Below are 17346 nucleotides of genomic sequence, written 5' to 3' on the forward strand. Positions count from 1 at the left end.
TTGAGAAGCGAACAATTAGAATCTTAAAGTGAGGAATCTACGAGTTCTGTTTGGGAAATACAAATGAACTGCTTAGTATGACTGTTGTAATCAGTTCTGTTATTCTATAATGAATAAGTCTTTCGATATAAAAATGTTATTCTACTAATACATGTATAAAACTGAAGGAGGTGCCATGGAATGAACAGCAATGAAATATACGTAAGTCTTGACATCGGTACATCCAGTGTAAAAGTTATCATTGGGGAAATGGTCAATGACACATTAAATATAATCGGCGTGGGAAATGTTAAATCAGAGGGGCTCAAAAAGGGTTCGATCGTCGGTATAGATGAAACCGTCCAATCCATTCAAAAGGCTGTAGAGCAAGCAGAACGGATGATAGGGATGGAGATAAAAAAGGTAATCGTCGGTATAAGCGGAAATCACGTGACGCTTCAGCCTTGTCATGGGGTAGTAGCGGTATCCAGTGAAAATAAAGAGATTACTGAGCATGACGTTTTCCGTGTTAGGGAAGCAGCGGAGTTAATAACGATACCATCCGACAGGGAAATAATCGACGTGGTGCCGATTCATTACAAAGTTGATGAACTTGATGAAATAAGTGATCCAAGGGGCATGATAGGTGTTCGGTTGGAAATGAGAGGGATTTTAATCACAGGTCTTCGGACAATTTTACATAATACGCTGCGTTGTGTGGAAAGGGCAGGGTTAGAAATAACAGATATCGCTCTTCAGCCATTAGCCGCAGGTTCCCTTGTTTTATCCAAGGATGAAAAAGAACTTGGTGTTGCACTTGTCGATATTGGCGGAGGTTCCACGACTCTGGCAATTTTCGAACAAGGCTATTTACAATATACGTCTGTGATACCTATAGGCGGTGAAACACTTACGAAGGACCTTTCCATCGTTCTAAGGACAACGATGGAAGAAGCTGAGAAAATAAAAGTAAAGCATGGACATGCCTTTTATGATGATGCGTCTGAAGATGAAGTATTTCAAATACCTATCATCGGCAGCGACCAGCAGCAGACCTGCAACCAGCTAATGCTTTCGGATATCATTGAAGCGCGGGTGACCGAAATATTCGAGTTGATTCAAGATGATTTGAGGAGACTTGGCTTCCAGGATATACCGGGTGGTTTCGTGTTGACCGGAGGCGTCGTCAAGATGCCGGGAGTCCTGGAGCTTGCTCAATATGTGTTCCAAAATCGCGTCAGGACAGCTGAGCCGAATTACATCGGAGTAAGGGAACCCCAATATACGACAGCTGTTGGTCTGATTAAACATGCATGCAAGAAAGAGAGAATGCAAAAAAACACCGCTAATAAAACCCCTGTAGCAGCTGGACAAGCACATGAAGATAACGACCAGCGCAGCCAGAAGGTTTCTCAGAAAAGCAAAGAGAACACGGCTAAAAAACAAGGTGAAAAAGGTGAATCTAAATTCAAAAAAATCCTGGGTTACTTTTTTGAATAACAATCATAAAGAATCGGGAATTTCGTCAAAATAGGAGGATTGTCATGTTGGAGTTTGATTCTAATTTAGAACAATTAGCAACGATAAAAGTAATAGGTGTTGGCGGCGGCGGAAACAATGCGGTAAACAGAATGATCGAGCATGGTGTACAGGGTGTTGAGTTTATTTCTGTCAATACTGATGCACAGGCTCTTAATCTATCAAAAGCAGAAATTAAAATGCAAATCGGTGGGAAGCTTACACGCGGTTTGGGTGCAGGTGCCAATCCGGAGGTAGGAAAAAAAGCTGCAGAAGAAAGCAAAGAGCAGATTGAAGAAGCGCTAAAAGGTGCCGATATGGTATTCGTAACGGCTGGAATGGGCGGCGGTACGGGAACGGGGGCTGCTCCTGTCATCGCTGGCATTGCTAAAGATTTAGGGGCGCTTACAGTCGGTGTAGTTACTCGCCCATTTACGTTCGAAGGCCGAAAACGTGCAACACAGGCACAAGGCGGCATTTCATCCATGAAGGAATCGGTTGACACACTGATCGTCATTCCGAATGACCGTCTCCTTGAAATCGTCGATAAAAGCACACCAATGCTTGAAGCATTCCGTGAAGCCGATAATGTACTTCGTCAAGGTGTACAAGGGATTTCAGATTTAATCGCTGTTCCAGGTCTTATAAACTTGGACTTTGCCGATGTTAAGACCATCATGTCCAACAAAGGTTCCGCACTAATGGGAATCGGGATTTCCTCAGGGGAAAACCGTGCAGCAGAAGCGGCGAAAAAAGCCATCTCCAGTCCGCTGCTTGAAACATCGATTGATGGTGCCCAAGGCGTGCTGATGAATATTACCGGTGGTACGAACCTAAGTCTTTTTGAAGTCCAGGAAGCGGCCGATATCGTGGCTACTGCATCCGATCAAGACGTAAACATGATTTTTGGTTCGGTTATCAATGAAAACCTTAAAGATGAAATCGTCGTTACAGTAATTGCAACAGGCTTTAACGAGGTTGAAGCTTCAATAAGGCCTACAGGACGTCCGACACTCGGACAACAGCAGCAATCAAGACCTCAGACACAACAAACGCCACAGTCAAACGTGAAGCGTGAAGTGAAGAGAGAAGAAGTCAATGAACAGCCTGCACGTAATGCCAATCAAGGTGAAGAGGCCTTGGATATTCCAACCTTCCTCCGTAACCGTAATAGACGCCGTTAATATCGACGTCATATGCCGTTCCCATTTGGGGACGGTTTTTTGTCGTCTGAAAAATGAATTCATAAAAATGCTATTGTGTCCATTGACCTTAATGATGATGGGGTTTTCTCGGGCATTGTCACTCTGATCGAATGGCTAATCGAAATCTGGAAAATTGCACCCTTGATCGGTGTCTGAATGCTCCGGTTCGGTGGAAGGCCCGATTCCGCATCTTGATGGAGTTCCTGGTCATGCACCTTCGTTTACGGTTACCGGGTCGGGCCATTTATATTTGGTAAATGTAACAAGATAAGAGAGTCAATAAATTATTAAACTTTTATAACATAAATCGACAGTAGTAAAAGGGAGCAGGATAGTCTCTAAGACAGTATTGAAAATATCAATAGCTGTTTTTCTACAAAAAGGGTAAAAATGACTGAAAAAATCTTAAGTTTTTCAGTACAAAAAGTGACACACTTTCTAAGGGCAGGTACGCTATACTTTTTGCTAGTGGAAGGTTAGTTCATAAAAGGAGGGGAGGGTGTTTGACCTTATATTTAGATGTGATCTGGTTATTGAATTGGTTATTTGACTGCCTCCTTTTATATTGGACCGCCATCATTCTCAAACGTAGGGTAGCTCTTTGGCGGGTATGCATCGGCGGGCTGATCGGTTCCTTCATTATCGTATTGGCGTTCACTCCTTTTTATGCAATTGCCGACCGAGCGTACATGAAGATTTTTGTATCCCTGGTCATGGTGCTGGCAACCTTTGGGTTCAATAGGTTAAAACTTTTTATGAAATCGGTGGCCACTTTATATTTTGTGACGTTTTTATCGGGAGGTATCCTGCTGGGACTTCACTACCTATTTGAATTTCAAATCGTTTCCAAGGACCCTGGTCAATATGCAGGAATCAATCGTTTTGGTGACCCTGTCAGCTGGATATTTGTAATGATTGGGTTCCCGCTCGCTTGGCAATTTTCCAAGCGAACACTTGAAGGGATGGAGATGACAAAGCTTACACATGAACAAATGGTTTCGGTCTCGGTTAAAATTTCTGAATTTGAAGGTACGTTTCTTGGTTTGGTGGATAGCGGCAATCAATTATATGATCCGATTACACGTTCCCCAGTGATGATCATCTCTCTTTCAGGCGGAGAAGCAGGAATTCCAAACGACATGCTAGAGCTCTTTAAAAACCCTGATAACCTGATTAAGCAGGAAGTACAGCCCGAATATTCATGGACCGGAAGAATGCGTGTCATCCCTTATAAAGTCGTGGGTCATGAACATCAGCTGTTAACCGCAATCAAGCCGGATTACATTAAAATCGTTCAAGGGGAAAAAGAATATCATGTCAAGCAGGGTCTCGTTTCGTTTACCTTTCAGCAACTCTCTCCCGACAATAGCTATCAATCTATCGTTCACCCGAAAATGTTAACCGGAATACCGGTGCAAAATGCCTCCTGATTCATTGATTCATTCTTAAATTTGAACCATAATCCGTTTATTAGAAGGGAGAATTATTTTGAAGAAATTCATTCTTCGGCTCACTTATTTTTGGTACAAACTATTGTTCAAGCTCGGATTGAAAACGGACGAAATATTTTATATAGGAGGGAGTGAGGCACTGCCGCCGCCCCTTTCAAAGGAAGAAGAGGCAATACTGATCAATAAATTACCCAAGGGCGATGAAGCTGCACGATCGATCTTAATTGAACGGAATTTAAGGCTGGTGGTTTATATTGCCAGGAAATTTGAAAATACGGGCATCAATATTGAAGATTTAATCAGCATTGGTACCATAGGTTTGATCAAAGCTGTGAATACATTCAATCCTGAGAAGAAAATTAAACTGGCTACATATGCTTCGAGATGCATCGAGAATGAAATATTAATGTATTTACGCAGAAATAACAAAATCCGTTCTGAAGTTTCTTTTGATGAACCTCTGAATATCGATTGGGATGGAAATGAACTACTGTTATCCGATGTCCTTGGAACTGACGATGACATCATCACGAAGGACCTCGAGGCAAACGTTGACCGCAAGCTGCTGACAAAAGCACTTACGCAGTTATCCGAACGTGAAAAACAGATAATGGAACTCCGTTTTGGACTTGCAGGTGGGGAAGAAAAAACACAAAAGGATGTTGCCGATATGCTGGGGATTTCCCAATCCTACATTTCACGTTTGGAAAAAAGGATTATTAAGAGGCTTCGAAAAGAATTTAATAAAATGGTGTAAAAAAATAAAGAGCTTAAATGCCAATTAAATCAATACTTTGTTAGCTATTTTGAAAAATAATGATGATTTTCCGTTCTAGCCATGTGCATATTTTTTCCTCCCGCGGAAATACTGTTTTTTGTACAGCGCTCCTGTGAGGAGGGAATAATTTTGTCTCGTAATAAGGTTGAAATCTGCGGTGTGGATACATCAAAATTACCGGTTTTAAAGAATGAAGAAATGAGAAAACTCTTTAAAGAACTGCAAGATGGCGATATTTCAGCAAGAGAGAAACTGGTAAACGGGAATCTTCGACTCGTTCTAAGCGTCATTCAGCGCTTCAACAATCGGGGAGAGTATGTAGATGATCTATTTCAGGTAGGCTGTATAGGGTTAATGAAGTCGATAGATAACTTTGACCTAGGTCAAAATGTTAAGTTTTCAACGTATGCTGTACCGATGATTATTGGAGAAATCAGAAGATATCTTCGTGACAATAATCCGATTCGGGTATCCCGTTCTTTAAGAGACATCGCTTACAAAGCTTTGCAGGTAAAAGAAAAGCTCATAAGTCAGACCCTTCGTGAGCCGACAGCTGAAGAAATCGCCAAGGTGTTGGAAGTACCTCATGAAGAAATTGTTTTTGCACTAGATGCAATACAAGATCCAGTTTCACTTTTTGAACCGATTTATAATGATGGCGGGGATCCGATTTATGTACTCGACCAACTGAGTGACGAAAAAAATAAAGATAGTACCTGGATTGATGAAATAGCTATAAATGAAGGCATGAGACGGTTGAATGACCGGGAAAAAATGATCCTTCGCAAACGGTTTTTCCAAGGGAAGACGCAAATGGAGGTAGCCGAGGAAATTGGCATTTCACAAGCGCAAGTATCCCGATTGGAAAAAGCGGCAATCAAGCAAATGAATAAAAATATCCAACAGTAGAAGCTGAGCATGAGAAAAAGTTAGCTGAAGCGGGTAGGGCAAAAATGTCGATTACCCGCTTATCAGCAACTTATCCATAGCGGCTTTTTTATTTTGTGAAAATCCCTTCCAGAAGGGAATCGGAAACTGTATGTACGTTTATTTATCGTATTCTTCATCCTTGAGTGAATCATGTCATATACATAGGAATAGGACCTTCATCTATGATGAAATTTTGAGGAGTTGAGTGATATGACCAGGATTTCCGAATTTCAAATTAAGGATATCGTCAATATAGCCGATGGAAAGAAATTAGGTAATATGTCAGATCTTGAAATCAATACGGCCACAGGGAAAATAGAGGCCATCATCGTTTCAAATGGAACAAGGCTAATGGGTTTCTTCGGGAGGGAACAGGATATTGTGATTCCCTGGCGCAAAATAAAAAAAATCGGTGCAGATGTCATTCTTGTTGAACATCAGACGGTATTTCAAGCAGAGCTGAAAGATGAACGGTTTTAAAGGTACATGGCGTAAATATATGATACACTAGACTAAAACTAAAGAGGTTTATAGCATGAAAGAGCCATTTGTTTTAGTAAAAGACCAATATATGCTCATTGACAGCTGGAGACAACAAAATCTCCAGCTCGTAGCGGGCTTCACCACAAAAAATGGGGGAGTCAGTTCAGGGGATTTTCAAACATTGAATACCGGTTTTCATGTCGGGGATAAGCTTGAAGATGTCCAGGGAAACCGCAGGATTTTAGCCGATAAGCTGTTGTTTCCGCTTAATGAATGGATAGGCGCCGAGCAGACACATGAAACGAATATCCATCAAGTTACCAGCCGCGATGGCGGAAGAGGTGCAATGGATTATGATTCTGCCTTTAAAGCAACTGACGGATTTTATACAAAGGATCAAAATGTTTTGCTGACCCTTTGCTATGCGGACTGCGTGCCCTTATACTTTCTTGCTCCGGCACATGGTATGATAGGGGTGGCACATGCTGGCTGGAAGGGTACCGTTAATGGAATTGCCCGAAAAATGGTTGAGGCATGGCTAGATAAGGGTATAAAGGCAACGGAGATATTTGCTGTTATTGGACCTTCGATTTGTTCGAAGTGCTATGTAGTGGATGATCATGTTATGGATTTAGTGCAGAATTTGCTGGTAGATAATGACGAAAAGCCATATAATTTAATCAGTGAAGGTCAATATCAGTTAGATCTTAAGCAACTTAATGCATTGATTCTTCAAAAATCAGGAATTCCAAAAAGTCAGATCGACGTTACATCATACTGTACAAGCTGTGATCATGAATTGTTTTTTTCGCATCGCCGTGATAACGGGAAGACAGGTAGATTGATGAGTTTTATCGGTTGGAAGGAGGATTTAGGGTAAGTGAAAGTAGTGGACAATTTAAAAAACATCGAAGAAAAAATAAATATAGCATGTGAAAATAGTGGAAGGGACCGTAAAGATATAAGGTTAATCGCAGTGACGAAATATGTTTCGGTCGAGAGGGCAAATGAAGCATTGGAAGCGGGAATAATTGATTTGGGTGAAAACCGTGACGAAGGGCTTTTGAATAAATATGAAGTGCTGAAGGACAAGCCCCACTGGCATTATATTGGTTCCATGCAAACACGAAAAGTAAAGAATGTCATCGATAAAATTTCTTATATCCATTCGTTGGATCGCATTTCTTTGGCGGAAGAAATTCAAAAACGCGCAAATGAGCCGATAAACTGTTTAGTGCAGGTGAACGTTTCAGGTGAGGAATCGAAACATGGCCTGAATTCTGAGGCGACAATGGATTTCATAAAAGGGTTAGCTGTTTTTGATAAGGTGAATGTTGCAGGATTGATGACGATGGCTCCTTTGACGGATGATGAACAGGTTTTGCGGAAATGCTTCCGGAAACTGAAGGGCATCCAGGTGGAAATACAAAATGCCGGGTTGAAGCATGCCCCCTGCACTGAATTGTCCATGGGGATGTCCAATGATTTCATGATTGCCATTGAAGAAGGCGCAACAATGATTAGGATTGGTACTGCACTTGTAGGCGAATAATTTTAAGGAGGTACGCTATAGATGTCGTTCGTATCAAAATTTAAATCTTATTTCGCTCTGGATGATGAGTATGAGTACAAGGATGAAGTGATGGAAGAAGAGGAGGCTGAACCAAAAGTCGTGAAGTCAGGTAAACAGCAGCAGCCCGCTTCTGCAGGGAATAATACCAATCAGAATATCGTAAGTTTGCAAAGCGTACAGAAATCTTCTAAAGTAGTATTATTGGAGCCTCGTGCTTATGCAGAAGCCCAGGAAGTAGCTGATCATTTAAAAAACAGACGTGCTGTTGTTGTGAACCTTCAACGAATCCAGCATGATCAAGGAAAACGAATCATCGATTTTCTAAGTGGGACTGTCTATGCAATCAGCGGGGATATCCAAAAAATCGGAACAGATATATTCTTATGTACCCCGGACAACGTCGATGTTTCCGGTAATATTACCGGCTTTGCGGCCGAAGAGGAGTACGAAGAAGCGAGGTGGTAATGGTTAATGGGTTTAGTGCTTCAGGGTTTATATTATTTAATAGAAATTTATTCAATGGCATTAATCGGTTACATATTGATGTCATGGTTCCCAAATGCAAGGGAGACATCGATTGGTAAATTCCTTGAAAAGATTTGCGAACCGTATTTAGAACCGTTCAGAAAGTTCATACCGTCACTTGGGATGATCGATCTTTCACCTCTTGTGGCCTTGCTGGTGCTTAATTTTGCCAGCGGTTACGGAATCAATTACTTACAGACTTTAATAGGATGATCAACAATTAACCTGACATGCATCATTACTACACAGTCGGAAGAATTTCCGCTGTGTAGTAGCAAGCAACGAAGAACCAGTTAATCAATTCCTTATGATCGACCATTAACTTGATAGCTAAGGAGCATTTATTCAATCATGAGTATTTATCAGCATTTCAGGCCGGAGGAAAAAGAATTTATTGACCAGGCAATGAATTGGATTGATCAGGTTAAAAATTCCTACGCTCCGAAACTATCTGATTTCCTTGATCCGCGTCAGCAGGAAATTCTTACATCCTTATTAGGGAATGATCCGGATGCGAAACTGCAATTTAATGGCGGGAGCGATTACGTAGAGCGAAAACGTGTGCTCATTTACCCTGATTATTACTCTCCTGAACCATCGGATTTCAATATCTCCTTATACGATATCTCCTATCCAAAAAAGTTTGTTACGCTTGAACATAGGCAAATACTTGGAACCTTGATGTCACTTGGGGTAAAACGTGAAAAATTTGGTGATATAATAGTGACGGAGGAGCATATTCAATTTATAGCTGCCGAGGAGATGGATTTATATCTCACAGGAAACCTGGAGAAAATAGGTAACGCTTCCGTTACCATCAAACGGATTCCAATCGGGAATATCATCCAAGTTAACGAAAAATGGGAAGAGCAAGTATCCACCGTCAGTTCTCTTAGGCTTGACAGTGTGCTATCGTCCGTCCTGAATATGTCCCGTCAAAATACGCAAGCCTTGATAACGTCAGGAAAAGTAAAGGTGAATTTCAAGCAAACGGAAAACGTCTCGGAAGAATGCCGTGAGGGTGATACACTTTCCATCAGAGGTTTTGGCAGATGTAAAATAGCTTCAATTGATGGGAAAACCAAGAAGGATAAGTGGAGAATCTCGTTAGGCAGACAAAAATAATTCAATATCAAGCAGGATTCATACATTTATTGTCGAATATAGAGTTTTAACATACTAGAGTAGAAACCGTTCTGGAGGTGCCGTAATGCCCTTAACCCCGATAGATATACATAACAAGGAATTTAACAAAGTATTTCGTGGGTATGATGAAGATGAAGTAAATGAATTTCTCGACCAGGTCATTAAAGATTATGAACTGATTTTGAGGGAGAAGAAAGAAATTGAAGATAAACTAAACGAGACATATGATCGTTTGGGACATTTTACGACAATTGAGGGTACACTTAATAAGTCGATTATTGTCGCACAAGAAGCAGCCGAAGAATTAAGGCGCAATGCCCAAAAAGAAGCGAAACTGATCATAAAGGAAGCAGAGAAAAATGCTGACCGGATCGTCAATGAGTCACTTGTGAAAGCAAGGAAAATTGCTATGGATATCGAAGATTTGAAAAAGCAATCCAAAGTATTCCGGACGCGTTTCAAAATGCTTGTCGGTGCACAGCTGGATTTGCTGGACAATGACGATTGGGATCATCTTCTGGATTATGAAGTAGATGCGACTGAAATTGAATTAAATGAGAGAGTGGAAGAGGAAATTTAAACGATTCCTTGACTTTGAACACTTTTTTCGCATATAATTTTTTAACAATACTATTCATTATGACATTAGGCGATGACAGGGAAAGTAAATTCTTCACACACTTATTTTTAGCGAACCGGGGATGGTGAAAGCCCGGAATAAGCGAAGATATTGAAGATCACCCTTGAGTTCTGAGTTGAACCTGCTTTTGCAGTAAGTAAATGAAGCGTTTCATTCACGTTACGAATCTCGAGAGGTTGGATTCACTTTGTGGATCTTTCTAGCCAGGGTGGTACCGCGGGAAGCTAAGCTTTCTCGTCCCTTTTTTCAGGGATGAGAAGGCTTTTTATTTTGGCCGGATATCAAGTCATTGGTTCGAATGAATTTTTGTAAAGACGGATGGAGGATTTTATGATGGAATACAAAGATACCTTATTGATGCCTAAAACTGAATTTCCAATGCGGGGGAATTTGCCGAAACGTGAGCCGGAAATTCAAGAAAAATGGAAAGAAATGAACATCTATAAAAAAGTGCAGGAACAAACGGAAGGACGCCCTTTATTCATTTTGCATGATGGACCTCCATATGCTAACGGCGATATCCATATGGGCCATGCAATGAATAAGGTTTTAAAGGATTTCATTGTCCGATTTAAATCGATGAGCGGTTTTCAAGCACCGTATGTACCTGGCTGGGATACGCATGGGCTTCCAATCGAAACGGCATTGACAAAAAAAGGCGTGAAACGGAAAGAAATGAGCGTTGCCGAGTTCAGGAAGCTTTGTGAAGAGTATGCTTATGTTCAGATTGATAATCAACGTGAGCAGTTTAAGAGAATAGGGGTCCGTGGTGATTGGGATAATCCTTATATCACATTAAAGCCTGAATATGAAGCACAGCAAATCAAGGTCTTCGGTGAAATGGCGAAAAAAGGCTATATCTATAAAGGGAAAAAACCTGTTTACTGGTCTCCATCAAGTGAATCAGCCCTAGCCGAAGCTGAAATTGAATATCAAGACAAACGTTCTGCGTCAATCTATGTTGCTTTTGAAGTCACGGATGGCAAAGGTGTAATCGAAGAAGGCGTAAAAATCATCATCTGGACGACAACTCCATGGACGATTCCTGCTAACCTTGGTATCTCATTACATCCGCAATTAAATTACGTAGTAGTGGCTGTCGAAAATGACAAATTCTTAATTGCTGAAGCACTCCTTGAATCGGTTACAGAAACTTTAGGCTGGGATAACCCGTCTATCCTGAAAACGGTAAAAGGGAGCGAGTTGGACCGTGCTGTTGCCAAACACCCTCTTTATGACCGCGAATCTTTAATCATGTTGGGTGAGCACGTAACAACTGAAGCAGGTACGGGGTGTGTTCATACTGCACCTGGACATGGTGAAGATGACTTTATCATTGGGCAAAAATACGGCTTGGACGTACTTTGTCCTGTAGATGAAAAAGGAGTCATGACGGAAGAGGCAGGGGAATTTGCTGGGTTATTTTATGATCAAGCGAATAAACCAATTACTGAAAAATTAACAGAAGCAGGCGCGTTATTGAACTTGACGTTCATTACACACTCTTACCCACATGACTGGCGGACTAAGAAACCAACGATTTTCCGTGCAACAGCACAATGGTTTGCGTCAATCAAAGACTTCCGAAGTGGACTTCTGGAAGCGATTGAAGAAACCAAATGGGTACCCGCTTGGGGCGAAACTCGCTTATTCAATATGGTCCGTGACCGCGGGGATTGGTGTATTTCCCGCCAACGTGCATGGGGCGTGCCAATTCCAGTCATTTATGCAGAAAATGGCGAGCCGATCATTACAGATGAAACCATCAACCATATTTCAAATCTATTCCGCGAACACGGTTCGAACATCTGGTTTGAGCGTGAAGCGAAAGACATTCTGCCTGAAGGTTATACACATGAAGGCAGCCCGAATGGCATCTTCACGAAAGAAACGGATATCATGGACGTATGGTTTGACTCAGGTTCTTCTCATCAAGCGGTACTTGAAGAAAGAGACGACCTGCAGCGCCCTGCTGACCTTTATTTAGAAGGTTCCGATCAGTACCGCGGCTGGTTTAACTCGTCACTTTCAACAAGTGTTGCGGTTACGGGCAAAGCACCATATAAAGGTGTGTTGAGCCACGGGTTCGCATTGGATGGCGAAGGCCGTAAAATGAGTAAGTCAATTGGGAACGTTGTCCTGCCATCCAAGGTCATGAACCAACTTGGTGCAGATATTTTACGCCTTTGGGTTGCTTCGGTGGATTACCAATCGGATGTCAGGGTTTCCGATCCTATTTTAAAACAAGTTTCGGAAGTGTACCGTAAAATCCGTAATACATTCCGCTTCCTGTTAGGGAACTTGGATGGATTTAATCCAGAAACCGATAAAGTGGCAGTCCAGGAGTTACCTGAAGTCGATCGGTACATGCTAGTTAAATTGAATAAGCTGATCACCCAGTCGAAGCTAAGTTATGAAAATTATGAGTTTGCTACAATTTATAATATGGTCAATAATTTCTGCACTCAGGATTTAAGTTCGTTCTACCTGGATTATGCAAAAGACATTCTTTATTGTGAAGCACCAAATGGTAAAGAGCGGTTAGCCATTCAGACTGTCCTTTACGAATCATTGGTCAGCTTAACGAAATTGGTGTCACCGATCCTTTCGCATACATCTGATGAAGTATGGGCGTTCATTCCGGGTGTAACGGAAGAAAGTGTACAGTTGACATTGATGCCTGAAGCAATTTCCATTGATGGTGCTGACGTCATTGAAGAAAAATGGACGGCGTTCATGAACGTCCGTGATAATGTACTAAAAGCATTAGAAGAAGCCCGTAACCAGAAGGTCATCGGAAAATCACTGAACGCAAAAGTGATGGTATATGTTAATGAAGAAACGAAGAATCTGCTGGATAGCATCAAGGAAAGCTTTGAACAGTTATTCATTGTATCCGAATTTGAAATCGCTGGCGATGTGGCAAGTGCCCCAACAGAAGCGGTGAAGCTTGAGGATATAGCGATTCTTGTTACCAAAGCAGAAGGTGAAACGTGTGAACGTTGCTGGAATGTTTCGAAAGAAGTAGGTCACGTGGAAGAGCATCCAACACTTTGCCCGCGTTGTGCAACAGTCGTTAAAGAGCATTATGTGAATCAATAATTCCAAAAGGTAAGCCGGTCCCTTTATGAAGGGACCGGCTTTTTGGTGGAAATGATATAAGCAAAGGCTAAAAACTTTTTTGATAGTATAACAACCTCCATAAGGAATGTTGCCTTTTTTCAATCGGCCCTTTATTCTTCAGGTACAGATAACTGACTTCTGTTTTTCGGATTAGTCATTATTTCTAGTTTATGCTACAATTCAAAAGTGAAGATTTGATTAGTTTGGGGGAAAAAATGTGTTTTATTATTTGATTGCCCTTTTGGTCATAGCTCTCGATCAGCTGACAAAATGGATGATTGTGAAAAAAATGGAGTACGGAGAAAGCATTGAAATTATTGAAAACCTTCTATATATCACCTCGCATCGTAATCGTGGGGCAGCATGGGGAATTCTACAAGGTCAAATGTGGTTTTTCTACATCATCACCATCGCTGTCATTATTGGACTTGTCTATTATATTCAGAAAATGGCGAAGGACAGCCGTTTGCTTGGAGTTGCACTTGCTCTCATGCTAGGCGGTGCGATTGGTAATTTCATCGATCGTGTTGCTCGTCAGGAAGTAGTGGATTTCGTTCATACCTATATTTTCAGCTACAGTTTCCCGGTATTTAATGTTGCTGATGCTGCGCTTTCAATTGGTGTCGGTCTGCTCGTGATTCATATGTTTTTAGAAGAAAAAAACGCTAAGGAGAAAGATAATGGATAAAAGGTTATACAGCATCGATGAAACACTAAAAGGAGTCAGGATTGATAAAGCTCTTTCCACTTTGAATGAGGAATGGTCACGTACTCAAGTCCAGCAATGGATTAAGGATGACCATGTTTTAGTAAATGGCTCGGCTATAAAGACGAATTACAAAGCTATCCCTGGCGATACAATCGAAGTAACCATTCCTGAACTTGAGGAATTGGATGCGGTAGCAGAGGAAATGGATTTGGATATCTATTATGAAGATGCAGATGTACTCGTTGTTAATAAACCAAGCGGTATGGTCGTCCACCCGGCACCGGGACATGTATCTGGCACGCTTGTAAATGGATTGATGGCTCACTGCAAGGATCTTTCTGGAATCAACGGAGTCATGCGTCCTGGAATCGTCCATCGAATCGACAAAGATACATCAGGTCTATTGATGGTTGCAAAAAATGATATGGCACATGAAAAACTTGTACAGCAGCTGGTTGACAAAACGGTTACACGTAAGTATCAAGCTGTAGTTCATGGTGTGATCCCTCATGACTTCGGAACGATTGATGCACCGATCGGCCGGGATAAAAAAGATCGCCAAAGCATGACTGTCACAGATTCAAATTCCAAAAATGCTGTCACACATTTCCGGGTCATCGAACGTTTCAATGGTTTCACTTTGGTGGAATGCCAGCTTGAAACAGGCAGAACACATCAAATCCGTGTTCACATGAAATATATTGGCTTCCCACTAGCGGGAGATCCGAAATATGGTCCGAAAAAGACCCTGAAATTAGATGGACAAGCATTGCACGCGGGACTTCTTGGTTTCATTCATCCACGTACGAATGAGTATATGGAATTCGAAGCTCCGATTCCGGAAGAGTTTGAAAATCTAATTAATCAATTACGTAGAAGTAAGGATTGACAAATACGTTTTTCTGATATATTATAATAACAACTTAATAAGAACCTTTAACACAGTTCAGAGAGACTGAGAAGGAAACGGATACGCAATGTGGGATAATTATACCCATGGCGATAAAATCCTCATGCCTTCTTGGCATGAGGATTTTTTGTTGAAACAGACCTATCAGAAAAAAGGAATCGGGGTGGCCGACATGTTGAATGAGAAAGCCATAGTACTTGATGAGCAGGCCATTAGCAGAGCCTTGACGAGAATTGCCCATGAAATTATTGAGAAGAATAAGGGGATTGAAGATTGCGTCTTAATCGGGATACGCACACGCGGGATTTTCCTTGCTGACCGACTCGCAAAGCGCATCAATCAAATAGAAGGTAAGGAAATAGAGCTGGGTGAACTGGATATTACACTTTATCGCGATGACCTCTCAAAAAAGACCAATGATGGGGAACCCATCGTAAAAGGTTCAGACATCCCGGTCAATATCAGCGACAAGAAAGTGATTTTAGTGGATGATGTCCTTTTCACCGGCAGGACCGTTAGAGCGGCAATGGATGCTCTGGTGGATTTGGGAAGACCTTCGCAAATCCAGCTTGCCGTATTAGTGGATAGGGGACATAGGGAACTGCCTATACGTGCAGATTTCGTCGGGAAAAACGTTCCGACTTCCCAATCTGAAAAAATTACCGTTACTTTAACAGAAGTAGATGAAGTAGATCAAGTTACTATATTAGAAAACTAAACAACATGAAAATTTCATATCACCCTTTTAAAGACAGTCCAGAGAGGCTGGCAAAGGGGAGTCAATCGGGAGAGTTGTGCCATGCATAGGCATTCACCTTCTGAGAAACCCTCTTTGTATATACTGCAAAGAGGGTTTTTGCAGTTTTGATGCAATTTTCATGAGGGGGATACGAAAATGGAAGAAACAAAAAGTGACATCGTACTGGATGTCGAGGACGTGCCAAAGGTTGGCCAGTGGATTACGTTAAGCATCCAGCATTTGTTCGCCATGTTCGGTGCAACGGTGCTAGTGCCATTCCTGGTAGGGTTAAGTCCAGCGGTAGCACTGGTTTCAAGCGGATTAGGCACACTTTCTTACTTATTGATTACCAAAGGGCAGATACCTGCTTATCTCGGTTCATCTTTCGCCTTCATTACGCCAATCATCGCGGCAAAGGCTTTAGGAGGTCCGGAGGCGGCCATGATCGGCTGTTTTGCAGCAGGATTCATATATGGGATAGTAGCTTTGATCATCCAAAAAGTCGGGTTGCGCTGGTTAATGAATTTACTTCCTCCGGTTGTGGTGGGTCCGGTCATTATCGTAATCGGATTAAGCCTTGCCGGAACGGCCGTGGAAATGGCAATGTATGATCCACAAGATAAATACAGCGTCACATATATAGTTATAGCGCTGATCACTTTAGCGGTAACCATTATCTGCAACGTGTTCTTTAAGGGATTCATCAACTTGATTCCCATCTTAATGGGAATCATAGTGGGCTACAGCTGTTCGGCAGTTGCAGGAATAATAGATTATGAACCTATCAAGTCAGCACAATGGTGGGAAATGCCTGACTTCATGTTTCCATATGTAACCTATACACCGACCTTCTCATGGGAGGTCATTGCCATCATGGTACCCGTTGCCATCGTGACTTTATCAGAACATATCGGGCACCAGATGGTACTGAGCAAAGTAGTTGGCAGAAACTTTTTGGAAAAGCCCGGTTTGCATCGTTCGATTTTAGGAGATGGAGCAGGAATCATGATTGGTTCGTTCATCGGTGGTCCACCGCTGACATCATATGGTGAAAATATTGGGGTCCTTACGATGACAAAGGCATTTAGTGTGTATATCATCGGAGGGGCAGCGTTAACTGCGATCATCTTTGGCTTTAACGGTAAGATATCAGCAGTCATCAGCTCGATACCTACAGCTGTAATGGGCGGCATTTCCATCTTACTCTTCGGTATCATCGCATCAAGTGGATTAAGGATGCTGATTGATAATAAGGTTGATTTTGACAAGAAAAGAAACCTGATGATAGCTTCAGTCATCCTGGTGTTAGGAATCGGGGGAGCGTTCGTACAACTATCGGACACGGTATCGCTTTCCGGAATGGCACTTTCAGCCATCGTCGGAATCCTTCTTAACTTGATTCTTCCTGACAGGGAAAAAATATCAGGAGACATCTTTGAAAAATAAGTGAAACTGCATTAAACAATAGATCACCTTTTAAAAGAAGTCCAGAGAGGCTTAAAAGGGTGTTGCTGTAAAGATGAATGAGAACGGGATAGGTTGTTATAACCATTCCGTGACCTCACGCTTCTTTATGACCTACACCCTGTCCTTAATGGCGGGGTGTTTTTTTATGCCCCGCATCACAAATGTGAAAG

17 protein-coding genes are annotated in these 17346 nt (G+C 41.8%); all 17 read left to right on the forward strand.

Annotation, left to right across the window (positions count from 1 at the left end; translation table 11 throughout):
* Window positions 1-180: 180 nt before the first annotated feature.
* The 17 genes from ftsA (at window position 181) to QUF78_RS08675 (ending at window position 17155) form a co-directional block, all read left to right on the forward strand.
* Window positions 181-1479, forward strand: a complete 1299-nt coding sequence (ftsA, locus tag QUF78_RS08595) for a cell division protein FtsA (RefSeq protein ID WP_289324334.1) — start codon at window positions 181-183, stop codon at window positions 1477-1479.
* A 44-nt stretch (window positions 1480-1523) separates the two neighbouring features.
* Window positions 1524-2681: a cell division protein FtsZ gene (gene ftsZ / locus QUF78_RS08600; protein ID WP_289317223.1), complete on the forward strand. Its 1158-nt coding sequence runs from the start codon at window positions 1524-1526 to the stop codon at window positions 2679-2681.
* Between the two features lie 524 nt (window positions 2682-3205).
* Window positions 3206-4132 (forward strand): sigma-E processing peptidase SpoIIGA, encoded by a 927-nt coding sequence (gene spoIIGA / locus QUF78_RS08605; protein ID WP_289324335.1) that lies wholly within the window; start codon window positions 3206-3208, stop codon window positions 4130-4132.
* A gap of 58 nt (window positions 4133-4190) precedes the next feature.
* Window positions 4191-4910, forward strand: a complete 720-nt coding sequence (sigE, locus tag QUF78_RS08610) for an RNA polymerase sporulation sigma factor SigE (RefSeq protein WP_053345247.1) — start codon at window positions 4191-4193, stop codon at window positions 4908-4910.
* Window positions 4911-5060: 150 nt separating this feature from the next.
* A complete protein-coding gene (gene sigG / locus QUF78_RS08615) occupies window positions 5061-5840 on the forward strand; it encodes an RNA polymerase sporulation sigma factor SigG (RefSeq protein ID WP_034313871.1) in 780 nt (259 codons plus the stop codon).
* Between the two features lie 231 nt (window positions 5841-6071).
* Window positions 6072-6341, forward strand: coding sequence for a YlmC/YmxH family sporulation protein (locus QUF78_RS08620; protein ID WP_053345249.1), 270 nt, complete (start codon window positions 6072-6074; stop codon window positions 6339-6341).
* 55 nt (window positions 6342-6396) lie between these two features.
* Complete coding sequence (pgeF, locus tag QUF78_RS08625) at window positions 6397-7224, forward strand: peptidoglycan editing factor PgeF (RefSeq protein WP_289324336.1); 828 nt, start codon at window positions 6397-6399, stop codon at window positions 7222-7224.
* Window positions 7225-7896, forward strand: coding sequence for a YggS family pyridoxal phosphate-dependent enzyme (locus QUF78_RS08630; protein ID WP_289324337.1), 672 nt, complete (start codon window positions 7225-7227; stop codon window positions 7894-7896).
* A 21-nt stretch (window positions 7897-7917) separates the two neighbouring features.
* Complete coding sequence (locus tag QUF78_RS08635; RefSeq protein WP_289324338.1) at window positions 7918-8382, forward strand: cell division protein SepF; 465 nt, start codon at window positions 7918-7920, stop codon at window positions 8380-8382.
* Window positions 8383-8388: 6 nt separating this feature from the next.
* Window positions 8389-8655: a YggT family protein gene (locus QUF78_RS08640; protein WP_289324339.1), complete on the forward strand. Its 267-nt coding sequence runs from the start codon at window positions 8389-8391 to the stop codon at window positions 8653-8655.
* Between the two features lie 138 nt (window positions 8656-8793).
* Window positions 8794-9567: a YlmH family RNA-binding protein gene (locus QUF78_RS08645; protein ID WP_289324340.1), complete on the forward strand. Its 774-nt coding sequence runs from the start codon at window positions 8794-8796 to the stop codon at window positions 9565-9567.
* 85 nt (window positions 9568-9652) lie between these two features.
* Window positions 9653-10168: a DivIVA domain-containing protein gene (locus QUF78_RS08650; RefSeq protein WP_057913479.1), complete on the forward strand. Its 516-nt coding sequence runs from the start codon at window positions 9653-9655 to the stop codon at window positions 10166-10168.
* Window positions 10169-10561: 393 nt separating this feature from the next.
* Entirely contained in the window at window positions 10562-13330 is a 2769-nt protein-coding gene (gene ileS / locus QUF78_RS08655; RefSeq protein ID WP_289324341.1) for an isoleucine--tRNA ligase, read from the forward strand.
* A gap of 238 nt (window positions 13331-13568) precedes the next feature.
* Window positions 13569-14039, forward strand: coding sequence for a signal peptidase II (lspA, locus tag QUF78_RS08660; protein WP_289324342.1), 471 nt, complete (start codon window positions 13569-13571; stop codon window positions 14037-14039).
* Window positions 14032-14949 carry an RluA family pseudouridine synthase gene (locus tag QUF78_RS08665; protein WP_289324343.1) on the forward strand — a complete coding sequence of 306 codons (918 nt, stop codon included), beginning with the start codon at window positions 14032-14034 and terminating at the stop codon, window positions 14947-14949. The genes lspA and QUF78_RS08665 overlap by 8 nt, the downstream gene beginning before the upstream one ends.
* A 193-nt stretch (window positions 14950-15142) precedes the next feature.
* Window positions 15143-15688 carry a bifunctional pyr operon transcriptional regulator/uracil phosphoribosyltransferase PyrR gene (pyrR, locus tag QUF78_RS08670; RefSeq protein ID WP_289318440.1) on the forward strand — a complete coding sequence of 182 codons (546 nt, stop codon included), beginning with the start codon at window positions 15143-15145 and terminating at the stop codon, window positions 15686-15688.
* 177 nt (window positions 15689-15865) lie between these two features.
* Complete coding sequence (locus QUF78_RS08675; RefSeq protein ID WP_289324344.1) at window positions 15866-17155, forward strand: solute carrier family 23 protein; 1290 nt, start codon at window positions 15866-15868, stop codon at window positions 17153-17155.
* Window positions 17156-17346 lie beyond the last annotated feature (191 nt).

Origin of the sequence: Peribacillus sp. ACCC06369 (assembly GCF_030348945.1) — a bacterium.
In the GTDB taxonomy this organism is placed as follows: Bacteria; Bacillota; Bacilli; order Bacillales; family DSM-1321; genus Peribacillus.